17 protein-coding genes are annotated in these 18,187 nt (G+C 36.7%); 10 read left to right on the top strand and 7 right to left on the bottom strand.

The annotated features are described in order from the left end of the window. The coding region (locus SAGCYANO_RS13865) for a helix-turn-helix domain-containing protein (protein ID WP_202220615.1) at window positions 1-153 on the bottom strand (153 nt) is incomplete at its 3' end. Between the two features lie 266 nt (window positions 154-419). On the opposite strand from SAGCYANO_RS13865, the gene SAGCYANO_RS13860 reads away from it, so the two are divergent. The 6 genes from SAGCYANO_RS13860 to SAGCYANO_RS13835 all read left to right on the top strand — a co-directional run bounded on the left by SAGCYANO_RS13860 (window position 420) and on the right by SAGCYANO_RS13835 (window position 6,205). Next, window positions 420-686, top strand: a complete 267-nt coding sequence (locus tag SAGCYANO_RS13860; RefSeq protein WP_202220610.1) for a hypothetical protein — start codon at window positions 420-422, stop codon at window positions 684-686. A gap of 512 nt (window positions 687-1,198) precedes the next feature. Further along, window positions 1,199-1,906, top strand: a complete 708-nt coding sequence (locus SAGCYANO_RS13855) for a hypothetical protein (RefSeq protein ID WP_202220609.1) — start codon at window positions 1,199-1,201, stop codon at window positions 1,904-1,906. A gap of 160 nt (window positions 1,907-2,066) precedes the next feature. Further along, on the top strand, window positions 2,067-2,465 hold the full coding sequence (locus SAGCYANO_RS13850) for a hypothetical protein (RefSeq protein ID WP_237396143.1): 399 nt from the start codon (window positions 2,067-2,069) through the stop codon (window positions 2,463-2,465). A gap of 275 nt (window positions 2,466-2,740) precedes the next feature. Next, on the top strand, window positions 2,741-3,736 hold the full coding sequence (locus tag SAGCYANO_RS13845; RefSeq protein ID WP_202220608.1) for a hypothetical protein: 996 nt from the start codon (window positions 2,741-2,743) through the stop codon (window positions 3,734-3,736). Between the two features lie 580 nt (window positions 3,737-4,316). After that, window positions 4,317-5,417 (top strand): hypothetical protein, encoded by a 1,101-nt coding sequence (locus tag SAGCYANO_RS13840; protein ID WP_202220607.1) that lies wholly within the window; start codon window positions 4,317-4,319, stop codon window positions 5,415-5,417. Between the two features lie 503 nt (window positions 5,418-5,920). Further along, window positions 5,921-6,205: a YiaA/YiaB family inner membrane protein gene (locus SAGCYANO_RS13835; protein ID WP_202220606.1), complete on the top strand. Its 285-nt coding sequence runs from the start codon at window positions 5,921-5,923 to the stop codon at window positions 6,203-6,205. A 682-nt stretch (window positions 6,206-6,887) separates the two neighbouring features. Here the strand turns inward: SAGCYANO_RS13835 and SAGCYANO_RS13830 are convergent. Beyond that, on the bottom strand, window positions 6,888-9,389 hold the full coding sequence (locus SAGCYANO_RS13830) for an endonuclease MutS2 (protein WP_202220605.1): 2,502 nt from the start codon (window positions 9,387-9,389) through the stop codon (window positions 6,888-6,890). Between the two features lie 945 nt (window positions 9,390-10,334). Beyond that, a complete protein-coding gene (rodA, locus tag SAGCYANO_RS13825) occupies window positions 10,335-11,594 on the bottom strand; it encodes a rod shape-determining protein RodA (RefSeq protein WP_202220604.1) in 1,260 nt (419 codons plus the stop codon). Between the two features lie 93 nt (window positions 11,595-11,687). On the opposite strand from rodA, the gene SAGCYANO_RS13820 reads away from it, so the two are divergent. Further along, complete coding sequence (locus tag SAGCYANO_RS13820; protein ID WP_202220603.1) at window positions 11,688-11,828, top strand: hypothetical protein; 141 nt, start codon at window positions 11,688-11,690, stop codon at window positions 11,826-11,828. Between the two features lie 598 nt (window positions 11,829-12,426). On the opposite strand, the gene SAGCYANO_RS13815 is transcribed toward SAGCYANO_RS13820, so the two are convergent. Together SAGCYANO_RS13815 and SAGCYANO_RS13810 are read right to left on the bottom strand one after the other, a co-directional pair. Then, window positions 12,427-12,789, bottom strand: a complete 363-nt coding sequence (locus tag SAGCYANO_RS13815; protein ID WP_202220602.1) for a VOC family protein — start codon at window positions 12,787-12,789, stop codon at window positions 12,427-12,429. Between the two features lie 74 nt (window positions 12,790-12,863). Then, window positions 12,864-13,052, bottom strand: a complete 189-nt coding sequence (locus SAGCYANO_RS13810; RefSeq protein WP_375339926.1) for a tyrosine-type recombinase/integrase — start codon at window positions 13,050-13,052, stop codon at window positions 12,864-12,866. Between the two features lie 28 nt (window positions 13,053-13,080). Between SAGCYANO_RS13810 and SAGCYANO_RS13805 the strand changes: the two genes are divergently transcribed. From SAGCYANO_RS13805 to SAGCYANO_RS13795, 3 genes are all read left to right on the top strand, one after another. Continuing rightward, window positions 13,081-13,713, top strand: a complete 633-nt coding sequence (locus SAGCYANO_RS13805; RefSeq protein ID WP_202220600.1) for a pentapeptide repeat-containing protein — start codon at window positions 13,081-13,083, stop codon at window positions 13,711-13,713. Further along, window positions 13,676-15,175: a DUF2157 domain-containing protein gene (locus SAGCYANO_RS13800; protein ID WP_307785884.1), complete on the top strand. Its 1,500-nt coding sequence runs from the start codon at window positions 13,676-13,678 to the stop codon at window positions 15,173-15,175. The genes SAGCYANO_RS13805 and SAGCYANO_RS13800 overlap by 38 nt, the downstream gene beginning before the upstream one ends. Before the next feature lie 666 nt (window positions 15,176-15,841). Continuing rightward, entirely contained in the window at window positions 15,842-16,549 is a 708-nt protein-coding gene (locus SAGCYANO_RS13795; protein ID WP_202220598.1) for a GDYXXLXY domain-containing protein, read from the top strand. Between the two features lie 208 nt (window positions 16,550-16,757). On the opposite strand, the gene SAGCYANO_RS13790 is transcribed toward SAGCYANO_RS13795, so the two are convergent. Together SAGCYANO_RS13790 and SAGCYANO_RS13785 are read right to left on the bottom strand one after the other, a co-directional pair. Beyond that, window positions 16,758-17,306 (bottom strand): Uma2 family endonuclease, encoded by a 549-nt coding sequence (locus SAGCYANO_RS13790; protein WP_202220597.1) that lies wholly within the window; start codon window positions 17,304-17,306, stop codon window positions 16,758-16,760. A gap of 214 nt (window positions 17,307-17,520) precedes the next feature. Beyond that, the gene (locus SAGCYANO_RS13785) at window positions 17,521-18,069 is read right to left on the bottom strand and encodes a Uma2 family endonuclease (RefSeq protein ID WP_202220596.1); all 549 of its coding nucleotides are present in this window, start codon (window positions 18,067-18,069) and stop codon (window positions 17,521-17,523) included. Window positions 18,070-18,187 lie beyond the last annotated feature (118 nt).

Genomic DNA, 18,187 nt, shown 5'->3' with positions numbered 1-18,187 from the left:
ATCGAGATTCCTTGCTAACCCACGAATCACTTCTTCTTTTGGTGCATAGTCGGCGCGATCGTTCTCTAGCTTGGACAAATATGTAAAGTCCACTCCTAAGAATTTGGCCAACTCTCGTTGGGAATATCCTTTCTCTTTACGGGCCTTTCTAATTAACTTTCCAAAACTTTTTCCACGGCTTTTACCTCCTAATAAGTATTTTAAGCAACTTTGACGAAAATTTCAACCAAAGCCTTGACGATAAAATCAACTAGCGCTACAATAAATTTAGTTGAAAAAATCAACTTCTGAGACACTACTGGTAAGGTTGAAATTTAATTGACTTAAATTTAAGCCCTATATATGGAGTCATGCTCAAGTTGGCTAATTGTAAATTTATGAGAGTCTCAACAAGTACAGCTCACCTGGAGGATAGCATTATGCTGAGAACCTGGACAGATACACACTACAAATTAGAAGACGAAGACTGGCTGTATATTGCCACCCATGAAGAACAGAATTCAGCTTCTCTTGTTTGCCCTGGGTATGCAAGAGATGGGGAAGGCTTCAGTATTCACTTTACTCCTGCTCACATAGAAATGTTAGAGCATTTGTTGGGAGCATTGCGAATTATTAAGGCGCAGCAGGAAGCAACTACAGATTATCAATATCCACAACCTGCAAAGGCGACACATCTAATTAATTAGGGTTTGCTGAGTCTTTTCAGGAGTGGGGGAGTGGGGGAGTGGGGGAGTGGGGGGAGTAGGGGAGTGGGGGAGTGGGGAAGTGGGGAAGTAGGGAAGTAGAGGAGTGGGGGGGAGTGGGGGAGTGGGGGAGTAGGGGAGCAGAGAGTACTTTTAGATTTAATCAGCAAGCCCTAATTAGCTTGTAAGAAGGTTTTAGGTATTAGGTTTTAGTTCAAGAATTTAGAATTTAGAATTAAGAATTTAGAATTACCTTTTCTTATAAATAAGAGGATTCGATAAAAGAATTTTTTTTCTTCTCTTGGTCGATTGGATATGGCGAGGAGACCTCGCCATCCCTCGACCGCTTTTTTCTTCATGAATGCAGAGGCTTTATAGCTGAATTTTTCGGTAATTTTTTTGTTCTTACAACTTACTACTTAATTCGTGGGTTTTAGGAGTTAAATAATTTTTTTCTTCTATAACCTACTACTTTCTTCAAAGCAGGCAAAAAATCAGATTCAAGGAAATAAAAGATGTCTAATTCTAATGTTAAAGCAAAAATTTATGTGTTTGGAGCTAAACCGAAACAAGCTTTATTGGTACCAGAAATTCCTATTGCAGTTCGTAATAATTGTCAGTCAGGACAATGGGTGATTGGAGACACAGATTATGGTTCTAAAATCTCAATGACAATCATCAAATTTAGCAAATTTTTCGGGAATTTAGGTCAAACAATTAATACATTATGGGGTCAAATTTGGTTTATTGCTGAGTCAGGAGAATTACCTCATGGAGTGTTAATGGTGACATATATTAAAGGTCGTTCTTTGAATGATTTTAATCGTTTAATTGCTTCAGTTCAAAGTCAAGGAGTGGAGCCAGCAACAGGGATTTTTCTTCCTGAATTTGTGAAGCATAGCGGTCAAAAACCAGATGAAAATGGTGTGGTAAAACCTATCAATTATTACAGCTTAAAATGGCGTTGGCAAGAACGTACAGATTGGTCAATTATTCATCAGGCAGCGGCAGTTCTTTCTGACGAAAATAATCTATCAAGAATGATTGATTTAGAAGGAACTAGGAAAATGGTTTGCTTAGATAATTTATCTGCTGAAGAAACTGCTAGTTTGATGGTAGCTCATACTAATAGCGAACAAAATTCTTTGCTGAGTTTAAATGTTAGTGATGATAAAGCTTTACCACAGGGGAATGAGTCTTTAACTGCTGCATTATCTTCTTGAAGAAGGAGTCAGGAGTCAGGAGTCAGAAGTCAGGAGAATGGGGTTGATGGGGATTCTCACCTCAAGAATCTAAAACTTAGACCAGGTAAGATTTTTCCTTCTGCCTTCTGACTTATGCCATATACCAAGAAAAAAATTGGAAAAACTTAAAGAGGTGCAAATGAGCAAAATTGCTAAATTCAGGATTTATCAGAGTGCCAAAAAACCAAAAAAACAGGAATGGGAAGATAGTTTACGGGGGAAATTAAAAGTTAAACATCAAATTAGAACTGATACTATTAATGACATAGAAAACTTCAGTCAAGATTTACAACATATTACTTTAGTTGTTGAATCTATTCAAAATAACTACCAGGCATTACTGACAGAAAATAGTCGCTTAAAATCAACTCTTTTAGAGTTAGTAGATAATTGCTACTGCTGGAAAGGAAATCGCTGTGAAAAATGCCAGAAAATTCTTAAGTCATTAGCGCCAGAAACTACTAAGAAAAAATTAAATACTGCCCAAGAATATGAAGATATTTTGAAGCAACTTCGGAAACTAGGGTTAAACAATTAATAATTAATAATTAATAATTAATAATTACCTCTCCTTGAAAAGAAGAAGATTGACTAATAATGAAAATTTTTTCTTGTTTATCCTTTAAAGGAGAGGCTTTAAACCTCAATTATTCGGTTAGTTTTCACTATATCACATTAAAAAGCTTTTCCTGACGAAATTTTCCGCAAACGGCATTTAAATAGTTAGCATTTCCTAAGTTCATGCTCCGCAAACAGCGAGTGATTTATGGAGATGAAAGCTAGTTAAAATCATCAATATTAGGGAGAAAAAAAATGACACAAACTGCATCAGAAAGTAGCAATTTTAGAGTGATGAAATCATTTGAAGAAATTTTAGCTGCTAAGAAAAATCTTGCATCAAAAGTAGCAACTAAGGAGGAGGAAGCAGAGAAAGAAAAAGGGAAACAAATTCTAGAAACTGCTGCTACTTATACTGCAGATAGTATTGTTAAAGGTTTGGCTGATTTACAATTAGATTTTGGTAGTATTGTTAATCAGTTATTAGACAATTTGCATCAAGAATCTACTAAACTTGAGGAGTTAAAACTTGCAATTGAAATTGAAAATCAACATTTGCAAGAGTTACAAAAAGTTCGTGTTGTTGCTGATGCTTTGCATATTTTAACTCAAGAACATCAAGAAAAATTAGGATTTTTAGAGCAGAATTTTAGCGAGCATCAAGAAAATATTGCCAAGGATATGACGACTAAGCGAAAAGCTTGGCAAAAGGAACAACAAGAGTATGAAGTTGCAATTGCAGAAGAAAATCAATTGTTAATTAAACGACGAGAAAATGAAGCTGCTGACTATCAATATGAATTGGAACATCAGCGTAAAATTGAAACGGATGAATATGAAGAAATGAAGCGGAATTTGGAGCGAGAATTACAGGAGTTAAATCAAGAGAAGGAAAAAAAATGGCAGGAAAGAGAAAGTTATTTGGCAGAAAATCAAGCTGAATTTGAAGAAAACAGACAGAAAGTTGAAGGTTTTGAAGAAGAGTTGAAGCAGGCTTATGTGAAAGCGAAAGATGACGCAATTAAAGAAGCAAGCAGACAGGCAAAAGTTAAAGAAGATTTATTTGCTAAAGAGTGGGAAGGAATGAAGAATGGTTATGAGTTAAAGATTGAATCTTTAGAAGAAACAATTGAGCGACAAACTGAACAAATTAATGATATTTCTACTCAGTTACAAGAGGCAATGAAGCAAGCACAAGATTTAGCTATGAGAGCTTTTGCTAGTTCTAATAACGGTTCTCAAGCTAAGTAGTTGTTGTTGAAAGGAAGAAGGAAGAAGGAAGAAGGAAGAAGTAAGAGGGAAGAAGGAAGAAGGAAGAAGAAAAAATCTTACGTTTTCTGAGTTTTAACCTTTCCTTCAACTGTGATAAAAGCTATAAACTACATTCATCATAAGGAAGAAGGAAGAAGTAAGAGGGAAGAAGGAAGAAGGAAGAAGAAAAAATCTTACGTTTTCTGAGTTTTAACCTTTCCTTCAACTGTGATAAAAGCTATAAACTAAATTCATCATATAGCCATTCAGCAACCCTAAGATTTGTCTACTCTATCCAGTAGCTCGTAAGCATTTAGCTAGCCTCTTGCAGAGGAACTGCGGACTTCAGCTAAAAATCTAAGGGTTTAAGTCCCCCACTATATTTGAAAAAGCCCGTGGTGCGCCTTTTATGGGGGTTTTTATCCCCCATTATACACCTTGAGAAGCTGATAGCTGGCCGCTGACCGCTGACTGCTATTTCAATTGGTATAAATATTTAGGTGGTATTTATACCAAATTTTCCCAGCTATATTGCACCTAAAATCAATCGAAAAATTGCAAATTTAACAGGAGAAAAAAAATGGCTAAAAGAGTTAATTCTAAAAATACCAAAGCTGAAATTTTAGAAGCTTTGGCAGAATTAAAAAAAGAAAAGTCTGCCCTAGAAGCAGAAGTAAATCAGCTAAGTCAGGAAAGTAAAACTACAGCTAAAACCTCTGTCGATTCAATATCAAAAAAACCAGAAAAAGAAGTGACAAAATTTATGAACTTAAATCAAACTCGTAACAAACCAAGTATGCAGTACACAATTGAAAATTTGTTGATGGTGCAAAGTGGCTTTGGTGGAGCTATCAGCGAATTATCAGAAAAACTTACTTCAGAAGCAACTAAATTAGAAGAAGTTCGACAACAAGTGACAGAAGAAATTCAACAATTAAACAATTTGCATAATTTAGAAAATATCGAGGAAAATACCTTAGATAATTTGATTCAACAGTATGAACAAAGCGCTAAAGAATTTGAGACAGAATTTAGCGATCGCCAAGAAGAATTACAACAAGAAATAGAGTCAAGTAAACAAGCTTGGTCAAAGGAACAACAGGAATATCAACGCACAATAAAAGAACGAAATGAACAGCAAGATAAAACTCGCCAACGAGATGAAGAAACTTATGAATATGACTTGAATTTGCAATACAATCTTGATATTGACCAGTATGAACAAAATAAGAAAAACTTGTATAAGGAATTAGAAGAATTTCAACAGCAACAAGAGAAAATGTGGTCTGAAAGAGAGCAGTCTATTTCTGAACGGGAAAAAGAATTTGCAGAGGTAAAAGCTGAGGTAGAAAACTTTAAAAAAGAACTAGAGTCTAATATTAATAACGGTAAGGAAAATGGGCGAAACATTGGTACTTATCAGGCGAAAGTTAAATCTGATTTGTTAGCAAAAGAAGTAGAAGGAGAAAAGCAATTTTATGAACTACGGATTCAATCTTTACAGCAGACAATTCAAAATCAAGAACAACGGATTAAAAATTTATCTGCACAATTAGATTCTACCTTGACACAGGTTCAAGATTTAGCAGTGAAAGCTATTGAAGGTGCATCAAATTCTCGTTCATTTCAAGCCATGAAAGAAATAGTTATGGAACAAAAGAATCAACAAAAGAAAAATTAATTTTTAGCGATCGCCTAAGTTCTAATAATACTAAATCCTGTTTAATATCAAATTTAGTATTATTAGACAAATCCAGAAAAGAGGCAATAGGCAGTAGGCAGTAGGGGGAAAATTTTGATAATTTCTGTGTGATAATTGATTTGATTTTTTATTATTGGAGATGTCTATTAGACAAATCTATAAATTAAATTAATTTTTGATCTAATCTACATTTTTTATTTGGGTAGACCACAGTAGGGACGTTCCATGGAACGTCCCTACAAGGTGTGAAGATGTGGTTCATCAATTTGAAAAGCGCTGTATTGCAGAGGTACTAATAACTAATAACTAATAACTAATAACTGATAACTGATAACTGATAACTGATAACTGATAACTGATAACTGATAACTGAAATGACCTGTGCCTATATTCAAACTGTCACTCTACTAATATTACTGTAAGTTTATACATATAAAATATGAATAAATCAGCCAAAAACTTTGATTTGAGGTAATAATTTTATGACTAATAAATATGCTCAACAAAAAGATACTGCTGCATGGATACTTCAAGTTTGGGCTTCCTTTATTCTAGCTACTTCTGGCACAGCGATCGGCATTTTTTACCTACCTGTAGATAATTGGATTAAAGGCTTTTTAGGAATGGGTTTAACATTCTCAGTAGGCTCCACTTTTACCCTAGCAAAAACTATTAGAGATAATCACGAATATCAAAGGATAACTGCCAGACTTGATGAAGCAAAAGTTGAAAAACTATTGGCAGAACATCACCCTTTAGACAAATAATTCAGAATTTAGAATTTAGAATTTAGAATTTAGAATTCATAATTCATAATTCATAATTCAGGAGATAATATCATGTCCGGTAGCATCGGTCTTGTATAGCAAAGGTAAGGAAGAAGGAAGAAGGAAGAGGGAAGAAGGAAGAGGGAAGAGGGAAGAGGGAAGAGGGAAGAGGGAGGTAAGGCTACCCTCGCAAGAAAAAACCTAAATTTCCTGTAGATATTCACCCTTGGGTTTACACAAACGATATAAACGGACATGATATAAGGAACAATTAGAATGGGAGCAAGATGCTCCCACTAGCTATATCATTACAATGAACCACTACCCAATTATTAATTGAATAATTTTTTGATAATTAGCACCCCAGTTATTGTTACAGCAGATTCCTCGCATAAGAGGTACAAATATTAACGTTAAAATGTTGGTAGTGCGGGCATCTTGCCCGCGAAGAATGTACCTCACACCTGATGAAATCTGCTGTAATTATTCTGATATCTACGTCCCACACTCCCCCACTCCCTTCCGTATCCGTATATCCGTGCCGTAATCCGTGTGAGCCACTCCCCTACTCCCTTCCGTATCAGTGTATCCGTGCCATAATCTGTGTGAGCCACTCCCTCACTTCCCCTTACAACTGATAACTGATAACTGATAACTGATAACTGATAACTGAAATGACGCACTACACTAAATGAGCAATAGTTACCCCACTACCGCCGTCATTTTTAGACGCTAACTCATAACGCTCCACCAACGGATGATCCTGCAAAAACTCATGGATACCCTGTCTCAATTTACCAGTACCTTTACCATGAATAATCCACAACAAACCATATTCGATCGCCCGAGAAAGTGCCCTATCTACCTCAATTTGAGCATCTGCAACCCGACTGCCACGAATATCAATACTATTTTTAGCAGTACGAACAGCTAAACCACTAGAAGTAATCTCCGGTTGAGCTTCTTTAGACTTACTTTCTGACTTCTTACTCTTTTGTACCTCCACATTTTTACTCTTTTTAGAAAGTTCTGCTTTTTCACCATCAAGAGACTCCACTTCTGCCAAACTAACTGTCATTTTCATAATCCCAAATTTAACAGTTAACTCATCATTCTCATTAGGAGCGCTCAACACTTCTGCTGTTTGCCCAATTTTGGGAATCCGAATACGATCGCCCTCTTTAGGCATAAAATTCGGTTTCTTCACAGGGACAGTACGAGAAGGTAAATATTTCTCAGAAATTTCATTAATAGCTTCCGTAGCTTTCTGAGCATTTCGAGCGGTTAACGGACCCTGTTGTAAATTCCGAATTACCGCAGCAATTTCTGCCTTTGCTTCAGCAATTTTTTCCTGTATTGCCAACTCTTGCGACAACTGTAAATCTCTTTCTCGATCCTTAAGCGCAGCAGCTTTTCTCGAAACTTCCCGATGTAAAGACTCAGTTTCTTGTAGTAACTCAGAAGCTTCTTTCGCCTTTGTTTCCTGTTGCTGTCTTTGAGCTTCCAAACCTGCAATTACCTGATTCACATCCTCAGAATTTCCTCCCACATAATCTTGCGCTCTATAAATAATCTCCTGTTTTAAACCCAACTTGCCAGCAATAGTCATAGCATTAGAACGCCCTGGAATTCCCCACAGTAGACGGTATGTAGGTTGTAGGGAATTGATGTCAAATTCTACAGAAGCATTTTCAAACCTTGCATCGTCATATTTGAGAGCTTTCAGTTCTCCAAAATGGGTAGTTGCCACAGTTAATAGTGCATTGTCCGCCAAATATTGCAAAATAGAAGTTGCTAAAGCACTACCTTCAGTAGGATCTGTACCAGCACCAATTTCATCTAACAAAACCAGGGTAGAAGATAAATCAGAATTTTCTTGATTTTCATCCTCATCTATTGCTTCTAAAATCCTAATAATACGTCGAACATGACCAGAAAAAGTAGATAAACTTTGTTCTAAAGACTGCTCATCACCAATATCAGCCAAGATTTGTTCAAACCACGGCAACTCCACAGGTTCATTAGCAGGTATAAATAATCCTATTTTTGCCATCAGTGCAGCTAACCCCAAGGTCTTCAGGGTAACAGTTTTACCTCCAGTGTTCGGGCCCGTAATTGCCACAACTTTAACTGGAGATTTTACCGTCACATCAATAGGTACAACATCATTTCCTTCTTCGTATTGCTGTTGCCAAACTAACAACGGATGTCGCAATTGACGGATATTCACAGGGCGATCAGAATCTGGCTCGGTAAATTGAGGAGGGTTTGCTCCTAACCATAAACTATAACGAGCGCGAGCTGTAGCAAGGTCAATTGTAGTAGCAATTATCAGTAACTGCTCCAAGTCCTCCTTGACTTCTGCCACTTGTTCTGTGAGAGCTTGCCGAATCGCTTCCTCTTCTCTTTGGGCCTGACGCTGTAGTTGTCGTATTTGGTTATTGAGGTTGACAACTCCATTGGGTTCAATGTATAATGTAGAGCCTGTTGTCGATGTATCGTGAACAATACCAGGTACAGCATCCTTTTGAGGAGCTTTGACAGGAATTACAAAGCGATCGCTCCTTTGAGTAATAATTGGTTGTTGAATAGCACTAGCTTTCCGTTGTAAAATGCCTCGAAGTATCCCATCAATGCGATCGCGCAAATGGTGCATTTTTTCTCGAATCCCCGCTAGTTTCGGACTTGCTCGGTCTGTAACATCCCCCCGGTCATCTATACAGCGGTGAATTTCCTGTTCTAGTTCTGGATAAGTGCGTAACTCAGCTACTAATTCTGGTAAAACTGACAACTCATATTCCGATTCATAATTATCAATTGTCCGACGTAACTTACGAGCACCAGATAGAGTTGTTGCAATAGCTAAAAGTTCACGTCCAGAAAGTATACCACCTAGTTCTGCTCTTTCCAGAGAATCTCCAAAGTCTTCAATACCATCAAAGGACAAACCCTGTGGAAGACGAGTTTCTAGTACATAAGCTTCCTTAGTTTCAGCTAATAGTTGTATAGTTTCCGCTTTTGTTGACGGAATTGGTAAATAATTAGTCGTGTTTTGGCGATCGCCAATATTAAAAGTCCTAGAGTTGCGGAGCAATATCGCACCCAATTTCGTTGCTGTAAAAGTGGCCAAGTGCTGACACAAGCGAGGCCATTCCAGTAATTCTAAAGTCTCGGATTGAATCAAAGCTGAATAATATATATAAAGTATTATGTACTATGAATTATACTATACTACAATTATTGCAAAATATTTCGGAAGTCAAAAGTCATCAAAAGTCAAAAGTCAAAAGTCAAAAGTCAAAAGTTAGAAGTTAGAAGTTAGAAGTTAGAAGTTAGAAGTTAGAAGTGATATTTTAAGTACTTAAAACCTCTACCTATTTGCGACATTTTTTAATTGAAATGGTATCAGCTCCCCTACTCCCCATTTAAAGTCAAAAGTCAAAAGTTAGAAGTTAGAAGTGATATTTTAAGTACTTAAAACCTCTACCTATTTGTGAAATTATTTAATTGAAATGGTATCAGCTCTCCTACTCCCCATTTAAAGTCAAAAGTCAAAAGTTAGAAGTTAGAAGTGATATTTTAAGTACTTAAAACCTCTACCTATTTGTGAAATTATTTAATTGAAATGGTATCAGCTCTCCTACTCCCCATCAAAAGTCAAAAGTCAGAAGTGATATTTTAACCCACATTTCGCACTTCAATTTGTAACATGAAAATCAGTATAAAATCCGTAGCTTGCTTAAGTATTTATACTATATAAATTATCTTCATTTACCAAAAAATAGGTGTATGCGCCTCCCCTTTTAAGGGGATGAAAAAATATTCGATTCAGTATTTTCAAGCCTCTGACTTGACCTTTGTCATACTGCGCAAACAGACAGAGGTACTGATAACTGATAACTGATAACTGATAACTGAAATGACCTCGATCAGGAGTCAAATTCTCAGTTAAATATTAAGCATAAATACTTAATGAATCGTTTACTACTATTGACCACTATAATTTTTTTCTAACTTTTAACTTTTAACTTTTAACTCTTAACTTTTAACTTCTAACTTCTAACTTTTAACTTTTAACTTTTAACTTTTAACTTTTGACTTTTGACTTTTGACTTTTGATGTGAGGTTGTCAAAAACCTTGCCTATCTTTGGCACTATAATTAGCCACTGACTCCACCAACCCCAAGGCAATAAAATTACTCAACAAAGCCGATCGCCCATAACTAAGTAATGGTAGTGGAATACCAGTCACAGGAGCCAAACCAATATTCATCCCAATATTCACAAAAACTTGGAATACTAACATCGATAATACTCCAATGGCGATGAGAGAACCAAAATCATCCTTAGCAGTCTGAGCAATAATAACCAACCGCAGACAAATAAACCAAAAAGCTAAAAGTACTATGATACAACCAACAAAACCCAACTCTTCACCAATAGCCGAGAAAATAAAATCTGTATGCTGTTCTGGGATAAAGTCTAGTTGAGTTTGAGTACCTTGATATAGCCCCCTACCAAACATTTGTCCAGAACCAATAGCAATACGAGATTGAATTAGGTGATATCCCGTACCCAGGGGGTCTTGTTCTGGATTTAGAAATCCTGTTAGTCGGTCTTTTTGATAATCCTTGAGCAAATTCCATAATATTTGCCCAATATTTCCAGAGACAATATTAATTCCAGTAACTATAGGCATCCATAACCAATTCCAAGGTAAAGTCCGCCATGAGATTAAGGCCATCAAAGCGATCCACGCAACCCAAGCAGGGAAATAGATAGTATAAAGAATGGCTGAAAAAATAGGAGAGACAAGCAATATTAACCAACCAGGATTAACATTTCCCCAGTACATCATCCCCATGGTAATTGCACCAAATATTAAAGATGTGCCGAGGTTGGGTTCTATAAATACTAAAAACCATGGTATGGCTGTAATAATCAAAACTTTAAAAAAGCCTAATAGCCTTATCCTAGTCTGAGACGAAAGTATTGCCGCTAAGGTAATAATTATTCCTACCTTGGCAAATTCTGAGGGTTGAACGTGGAAACCACCAACATTAATCCATCTTTGTGCCCCCAGAGCTGAAGTACCAATAAGTTGTACAGCTCCCAAAGAAAGATTGGTTAAAATATAAATTACCCATTTCCAGTTAATTAAAACTTCATAACGACAACGAGCAATAATTAAGGCCAATATTAGGCCTACTCCTCCTGTGAGCCAGTGTTGCCACCAATCTGTCAACCCCTGGTTTCGTTCGACACTTTGGATCATTACTCCACCAAAAGTGGTCATTCCTATATAGATCAGCAGTAGAGACCAATCCATATTGCCCCATTTTGAGAGGGGCGATTTTCTGCGATTTCTTAATACTAATTTCTGGGTCATCTTTTAATATGCAGATATTTTAGACTTTAGAATACTCCTGATAATTAATACATATATTTGAGTAGGATCTCTGCATAAATTAAAATTTTTTTTTTGATATGGCAGAAAGAAGAAGGAAGAAGGAAGAAGGAAGGAGGAAGAAGGAAGGAAGCTTTAGTTATCTGGGATAGGGCCAAAGTTAGGAAAATCTGGCATTGTCTGAGTTTTAAGCTTTTGATATGTCAAATAGAGTAATGGCGACTGCTATAAAATTTATATGTTCTTGAGAGACAGGTTGAAAATGCCCGGTCTAGTGATGCTCCTGACGGTAAGCAGGGAGTAGAAAGAGTCTAATACCAATTCCTATACATTAATGTTATGCTTAGGTAACATTTCAGTTATTAAGTAATTAACTTATGCCGAATAACTTTTTTGATAATTATTAGGTAGTTAGCATTAATTATTCTTATTTTTAGCGAATAATTAAGGTAAAATGCCTCTGCTTTAAAGGAGAAACAAGCGGTCGAGGGATGGCGTTTGCTACCGCACAACTACGTTAACGCGTAGCGTCCCGGAGGGAACGGTCTCCTCGCCATATCCAATCGACTAAGAGAAGAAATAATATTTCCTTATATTCAATTCCGTAGCGGTTTTAACCAGAGGTAATTATCCATTATCCATTATCCATTATCCATTAATGAAAGCAGTTTCCGAAGCTATGAGGTACAGTTGTTTTTATTCTTTTCTGTTCCCTGTTCTCTGTTCCCTGTTCCCTCAAACCTAAAATTTTGTACCTCATAACAACGGAAAACGCTGTATTAATTATTAATTATTAATTATTAATTATTAATTATTAATTATTAACTATGGCTTCGGGTTCGTATAGGTATTCAAACCAGTTACCATCTAAGTCTCTACCGTAAAAGGAAGCTGTGCCATCTCGATGTTCATGAACAGGGGAGACTTGGATATTTTGGGCTTTGAGCTGTTCGTAAGCGGTTTCCATTTCTGAGCGATCGCTAAACACGAACCCAAAATGTGGCCCTGCTTGGTCATATCCAGGACTCAAAAGTGCTAGTCCATCATCACCAGCTTTCAGGTATGCCCAATCAGCATCTTTCCAAGCTATTTCCATGCCCAGATTTTGATAGAACTCTACTGCTTTGTCAACGTCTTGTACACATATAGCTACATGGCCTAATCTTTTCAACTTCATACTCAACTACTATTAAAATTTTTCTATTTTGAATTATATTACGCGCTATTTGTTTGTGTAGCTTTTTCCTGTATTCAGATGAAGCGATCGCTTAAGTTCACGTCACTAATATTTAATCTTGCTATTTCTCCTCGTCTCAAAGCATTATCCCAAAGTAGTCTAAGGATAGCGTAGTCGCGTTTTCCACTGAATGTACTTCTGTCTGGCAACTGCATTAACAGTTTGACTTGGCGATCGGGTAATGCATTTTGGCTATAGTTGATGATATAGAGCTATATTAGGATAAAATTTATGGATGCACAAGAATTTCTCAGAAGGTTGGTCGAAGGAGAAAAAGATTTTCAGAAAGTCGATCTTAGTGGTGTCAACCTCAGTGGTGTCAACCTCAGTGGTTCTTCTGTAAAGCGTCTCGATCTCCGTTATTCTAATTTTACAAGTGCTAACCTTACAGATACGAACCTTGATTATGTCATCTTTTGCCACTCGAACTTGATAGGAGCTTGCTTGAAGGGGGCAAATCTCTATAAGGCAAGTTTTAGTAATTGCGATCTGAGTGGGGCTGATATCAGTAACGCGAACGCAGAAAGAGCAAGCTTTAGCGAGGCTACATTGATTGAAGCAAACTTAAGGAAAACAAATCTTAGAGGAGCCAACTTAAGCAATTCAGATTTGGAACGAGCAAATCTAAGTGGTGCTAATCTTAATGAAGCTTGTCTGTACACTGCTTATCTAGTTGATGCAATATTAATTGGCGCTAATTTGACAGATACCGATCTGGAAAATGCCGATTTTGAAGGTGCAAACCTAAAAAATGCTAATTTCAAAGGTGCAAACTACGATTTAAAAAGAGATATATGTTCTTCTATAGATGTTGAAAATGCTATTGTTGGTAATACTACTATGCCTGGTGGAGAAATTTTGTAGTAAAAGTTTTGGTAAAAATTTTGCTGATGTACTACCATTTATATTACTTAATTTAGCAATAATAATGATTACAGAAAAGTTTCGTCGCCAGCTCCGTAAAGAAGCAAAACTATGGCAAACAGAAGAATTAATTAGCGATCGTTTTTATCAACAACTATCAGAGCGATACCAGTTTGATGCTTTGGAGGAAACTGCCAGTGCTCGTTTTATCACTATTTTAATTTCTCTAGGTGGTATTCTTTTAGGATTAGGTATTATCACTTTTGTTTCTGCTAACTGGCAACAGTGGTCGCGAGAAATCAAAACACTTCTATTATTAACTCTATTTATCTTAGTTAATACCTGCGGTTTTTATCTCTGGCGACAGCCAAATAATCTACCGAATACTACCAGTAAAAAACAAAGATTAGGTCACGGACTTTTAATATTTGGAGCGTTAATTTTAGGGGCAAATATAGCATTAATGGCTCAAATGTTTCATATCGGTGGTTCTCCCTACGGATTATACATTGTTTGGGGATTGGGAGTTTTGGTAATGGCTTATAGTTTACAACTAGAAAGTCTGGGAATTATTGCGATTCTATTAATCGGATTAGGCTATTTAATGGGTTTATCAACTATATTTGATTCAGTGGAATTTTCCTGGTTAGAGGCAATTATCAAATATATGGCTTTGGTGGCAGTATTATTGTTAATGCCACTAGCTTATTGGTGCAGTTCCAAGATTATTTTTTTTCTCGCCACATCGATCTTATTACTAGCTCTAGAAATTAGTTTGTGGCAAATTTTTGACTTATCAAATAATGGTTTTTGGGGAGCGATCGCTTTGACTTTACCACCAGCTTTATTATGGGGGTATGACGATACTATTTTGCCTAAAATAGATAGTCAATTTTTTAAACCATTAGCCAGAAGTTTAGCTATTTGGTACTTGAGTATTGGATTTTTATGTTTATCTTTTCGGGGAGTTTGGAATTATGTTTTAACTGAAAATTTGAGGAATAGAAATACATCATTACAATTTAGTTGGTTGACTTTAATTGAAGTTCTAATATTTATAGGTTTTTCTGTTTGGGAATGGTTTAATTTAGCACGAACTAATAGAACAAATTCTCATCGTTGGCAATTAGATTCAGTCAGTAGTGTGATTTTAGGCTTCATTGTTGTAACTACAATATTATGTTTCTGGCATCTAAGTATCAATGAAATTCCAGAAATAGCAACTTTTATAATCAATATAGAAATGTTTCTCTTAGCAGCAGGTTTAATTAGAATTGGATTGATGCGAGGAATTAGAGGAGGTTTCTGGGGTGGTTTGGTATTACTAACTTTACAAATTCTCTGTCGCACTTTTGAGTATAATACCGAATTATTACTTAAATCTTTTGTATTTATTTTATGTGGTGTAGGAGTTATCGCTGCTGGTTTATGGTTTGAACGCCACTTATTATCTAAGAATTAACTAGCTATCAGCTATCAGCTATTAGCTAGCCTCCTGCGGAGGAACTGCGTTAACAGCCTAAAAATTTGTGTATAGATAATGGTATCTGTTTGCGGAGTATTCCGGACCGAAACGCTTTTTAATGCCAATTTTATTTGAGGTTGTAAGAATTAGGTGTGAAGTATTGAGTGTTATAACAATTTGATAAATATTTGCTACAAATAACTAGGTTATTTCTTAGGAGTTAAAGGGCGAATGGCCATCCGTCCCTACTGCCCTTATTATTCGTAACATTCTTTTTCTAAATTGGTATTATAACAATAGCCAGAACCGTTAGGAGTTATGCTAATGATGAATCTTAGACTAGGCAATGTTTTTTCCACTATTCCCTGTTCTACAAATTTGAAAAAAGAATGCTATATTTAAGCGACACTTTAATTATTAAGTAATTAACACAGACTGAATATTTTTTTGATAATTATTAGCCAGTTATTGTTAATTATTCTTATTTTTACCTCTCCCTGTACGGATGCCCTTATGCAACGTCCCTACCCACTCCCCTATTTCCTCCTGGGAGGGGTTAGGGTGGGTCCCCCGCAATGCGAAAATGTAGCAAACATTGATAAAATTGGTATTCCCTGTTCCCTATTCCCTATTCCCTGTTCCCTAAAAAAAGAGAGAATTAACATGAAATTTATCAACCCTTTTAATCAAAGCAATTTATCAACTAAAGAATCTGATTATTCTGAAGAATTAAACCCACCTATTAATCAAACAAAATCTTCAAAAAATCAGATGCCAATTTGGCGATTTATTCTGCCATTAACTGTACAGTTAGCATTAATTTTGTCAATTCCAGCTCAAGCTATTTATACTACGATTACAGGTAGAACTGTAGTTTTGCAAACTGTACCTTTAGACCCCTATGATTTTTTACGGGGTTATTATCAAGTTTTAAATTATGATATATCCCGCAAAGATAATTTGAATAAACTTCCTGGTTGGAATAAATTTGAATTGGAAAGTTCAGGAAAATTTTCTACACAAAATCCAACTGATATTTATGTGATTTTAGCTGCACCTGAAACAACAGAAAATTTAGGCATTCCCAAAGTATGGAAACCTGTAGATGTAAGTGCAAAAAAGCCTCAAAATTTGCCAGATAATCAAATAGCTATTCAAGGAAAATTTAATGGTCGGACAATTAAATATGGCTTAGAAACTTATTATATGCCTGAAGATAAACGCGAAGATATTAATCAGAATATTCGAGCAGCACAAACTACTGTTAATTTAGAAGGTGAAATACCTTTTGTAGTAGAAGTAAAAGTTAGTTCTCAAGGCCAAGCAGTACCTGTTAGTTTATGGGTACGCGATCGCAACTACAAGTTTTAATTGAAGAAGGCAGAAAGCAGAAGGGAAAATTGCTTATCGTAGGCATAGTTATTAATTATTTCCCAATATAAATATTATGTCGTATGTAGGGGCGAATGGCATTCGCCCTCTTGATAAGCGTGTCCGTGCGTTAAGTCCTGCATTATGTCATTTGTTTAGTAGTGGGAGCATCTTGCTCCCGTCCATGAAGGAGATGACGAATGCTATCTTAAAATTCCGGTGCCCAAACCTCAACCACAGCTAATTCCCACCCTGGTAACAATTCTGGCACTTGTAGAACATCACCATCCTTAAGCACAACTTTCTCAGTATTGAGACGATATACTTCCATTGTGCGAGTGCGGGGGTCTACTAATACTCCTACAGTCGTGCCATAGGTGAGAAACTGTTGAATTTTCTCTTGGAGTTTGGTTACACAATCAGTTTTAGACTTAACTTCAAAAATTAGGTCTGGAACTATTTCGGAATAATTTTCTGTAGTTTGAGGTAGGCGATCGCCCCGAATAAAAGCAGCATCCGGAGCGCGAACATCTCCATCTGCATTTGGCAGACGAAAACCTGCACTGGAACCTGTCACCCTACCTAGTTTCCGAGGTCGTACCCAGTTGCGTAACTGTGCAGCTATTTCTATTGCGACTTCTTCTGACTCTAGACCTGACGGACTCATAATGATAATTTCTCCTCCTACTAATTCCATTTGATGGTCTGGGTGTTCTGTGGTTAATTTTTCTAAGTCTTTTATGGTTAGATTTGGCATAGTTATTAAAATTATTTCCCAATATAAATATTATCAGGACTTACGCAAATTAACCTTGAAAACGTCATCTGTAGGGGCGTTAGCGGAGCTTTGCGTTAGCAAATGGCATTCGCCCTCTTGATAAGCGTGTCCGTGGGTAAGTCCTGCATTATGTCATTTGTTTAGTAGCGGGAGCATCTTGCTCCCGTCCATGAAGGAGATGACGAATGCTATCTTAAAATTCCGGTGCCCAAACCTCAACCACAGCTAACTCCCACCCTGGTAACAATTCTGGTACTTGTAAAACATCCCCATCCCCAAGCACAACTTTCTCCGTATTGAGACGATATACTTCCATTGTGCGAGTGCGGGGGTCTACTAATACTCCTACAGTCGTGCCATAAGTGAGAAACTGTTGAATTTTCTCTTGGAGTTTGGCTACAGAATCAGTTTTAGATTTGACTTCAAAAATTAGGTCAGGTACTATTTCGGCATAATTTTCTGTAGTTTGAGGTAGGCGATCGCTCCGAATAAAAGCAGCATCCGGAGCGCGAACATCTCCATCTGCATTTGGCAGACGAAAACCTGCACTGGAACCTGTCACCCTACCTAGTTTCCGAGGTCGTACCCAGTTGCGTAACTGTGCAGCTATTTCTATTGCGACTTCTTCTGACTCTAGACCTGACGGACTCATAATGATAATTTCTCCTCCTACTAATTCCATTTGATGGTCTGGGTGTTCTGTGGTTAATTTTTCTAAGTCTTTTATGGTTAGATTTGGCATAGTTATTAAAATTATTTCCCAATATAAATATTATCAGGACTTACGCAAATTAACCTTGAAAACGTCATCTGTAGGGGCGTTAGCGGAGCTTTGCGTTAGCAAATGGCATTCGCCCTCT

Source organism: Okeania sp. KiyG1 (assembly GCF_014132355.1).
In the GTDB taxonomy this organism is placed as follows: Bacteria; Cyanobacteriota; Cyanobacteriia; order Cyanobacteriales; family Microcoleaceae; genus Okeania.
The sequence above is the reverse complement of the archived record's forward strand: the minus strand, read 5'-3'. Positions and strand labels throughout refer to the sequence as shown.

Bases quoted from the DNA above. Each gene is read 5' to 3' on its own strand.
- SAGCYANO_RS13850 (WP_237396143.1), top strand. From the start codon at position 2,067: ATGAGCAAAATTGCTAAATTCAGGATTTATCAGAGTGCCAAAAAACCA.
- SAGCYANO_RS13795 (WP_202220598.1), top strand. From the start codon at position 15,842: ATGAAATTTATCAACCCTTTTAATCAAAGCAATTTATCAACTAAAGAA.
- SAGCYANO_RS13860 (WP_202220610.1), top strand. From the start codon at position 420: ATGCTGAGAACCTGGACAGATACACACTACAAATTAGAAGACGAAGAC.
- SAGCYANO_RS13835 (WP_202220606.1), top strand. From the start codon at position 5,921: ATGACTAATAAATATGCTCAACAAAAAGATACTGCTGCATGGATACTT.
- SAGCYANO_RS13790 (WP_202220597.1), bottom strand. From the start codon at position 17,306: ATGCCAAATCTAACCATAAAAGACTTAGAAAAATTAACCACAGAACAC.
- SAGCYANO_RS13785 (WP_202220596.1), bottom strand. From the start codon at position 18,069: ATGCCAAATCTAACCATAAAAGACTTAGAAAAATTAACCACAGAACAC.
- SAGCYANO_RS13845 (WP_202220608.1), top strand. From the start codon at position 2,741: ATGACACAAACTGCATCAGAAAGTAGCAATTTTAGAGTGATGAAATCA.
- rodA (WP_202220604.1), bottom strand. From the start codon at position 11,594: ATGACCCAGAAATTAGTATTAAGAAATCGCAGAAAATCGCCCCTCTCA.
- SAGCYANO_RS13855 (WP_202220609.1), top strand. From the start codon at position 1,199: ATGTCTAATTCTAATGTTAAAGCAAAAATTTATGTGTTTGGAGCTAAA.
- SAGCYANO_RS13815 (WP_202220602.1), bottom strand. From the start codon at position 12,789: ATGAAGTTGAAAAGATTAGGCCATGTAGCTATATGTGTACAAGACGTT.
- SAGCYANO_RS13805 (WP_202220600.1), top strand. From the start codon at position 13,081: ATGGATGCACAAGAATTTCTCAGAAGGTTGGTCGAAGGAGAAAAAGAT.
- SAGCYANO_RS13840 (WP_202220607.1), top strand. From the start codon at position 4,317: ATGGCTAAAAGAGTTAATTCTAAAAATACCAAAGCTGAAATTTTAGAA.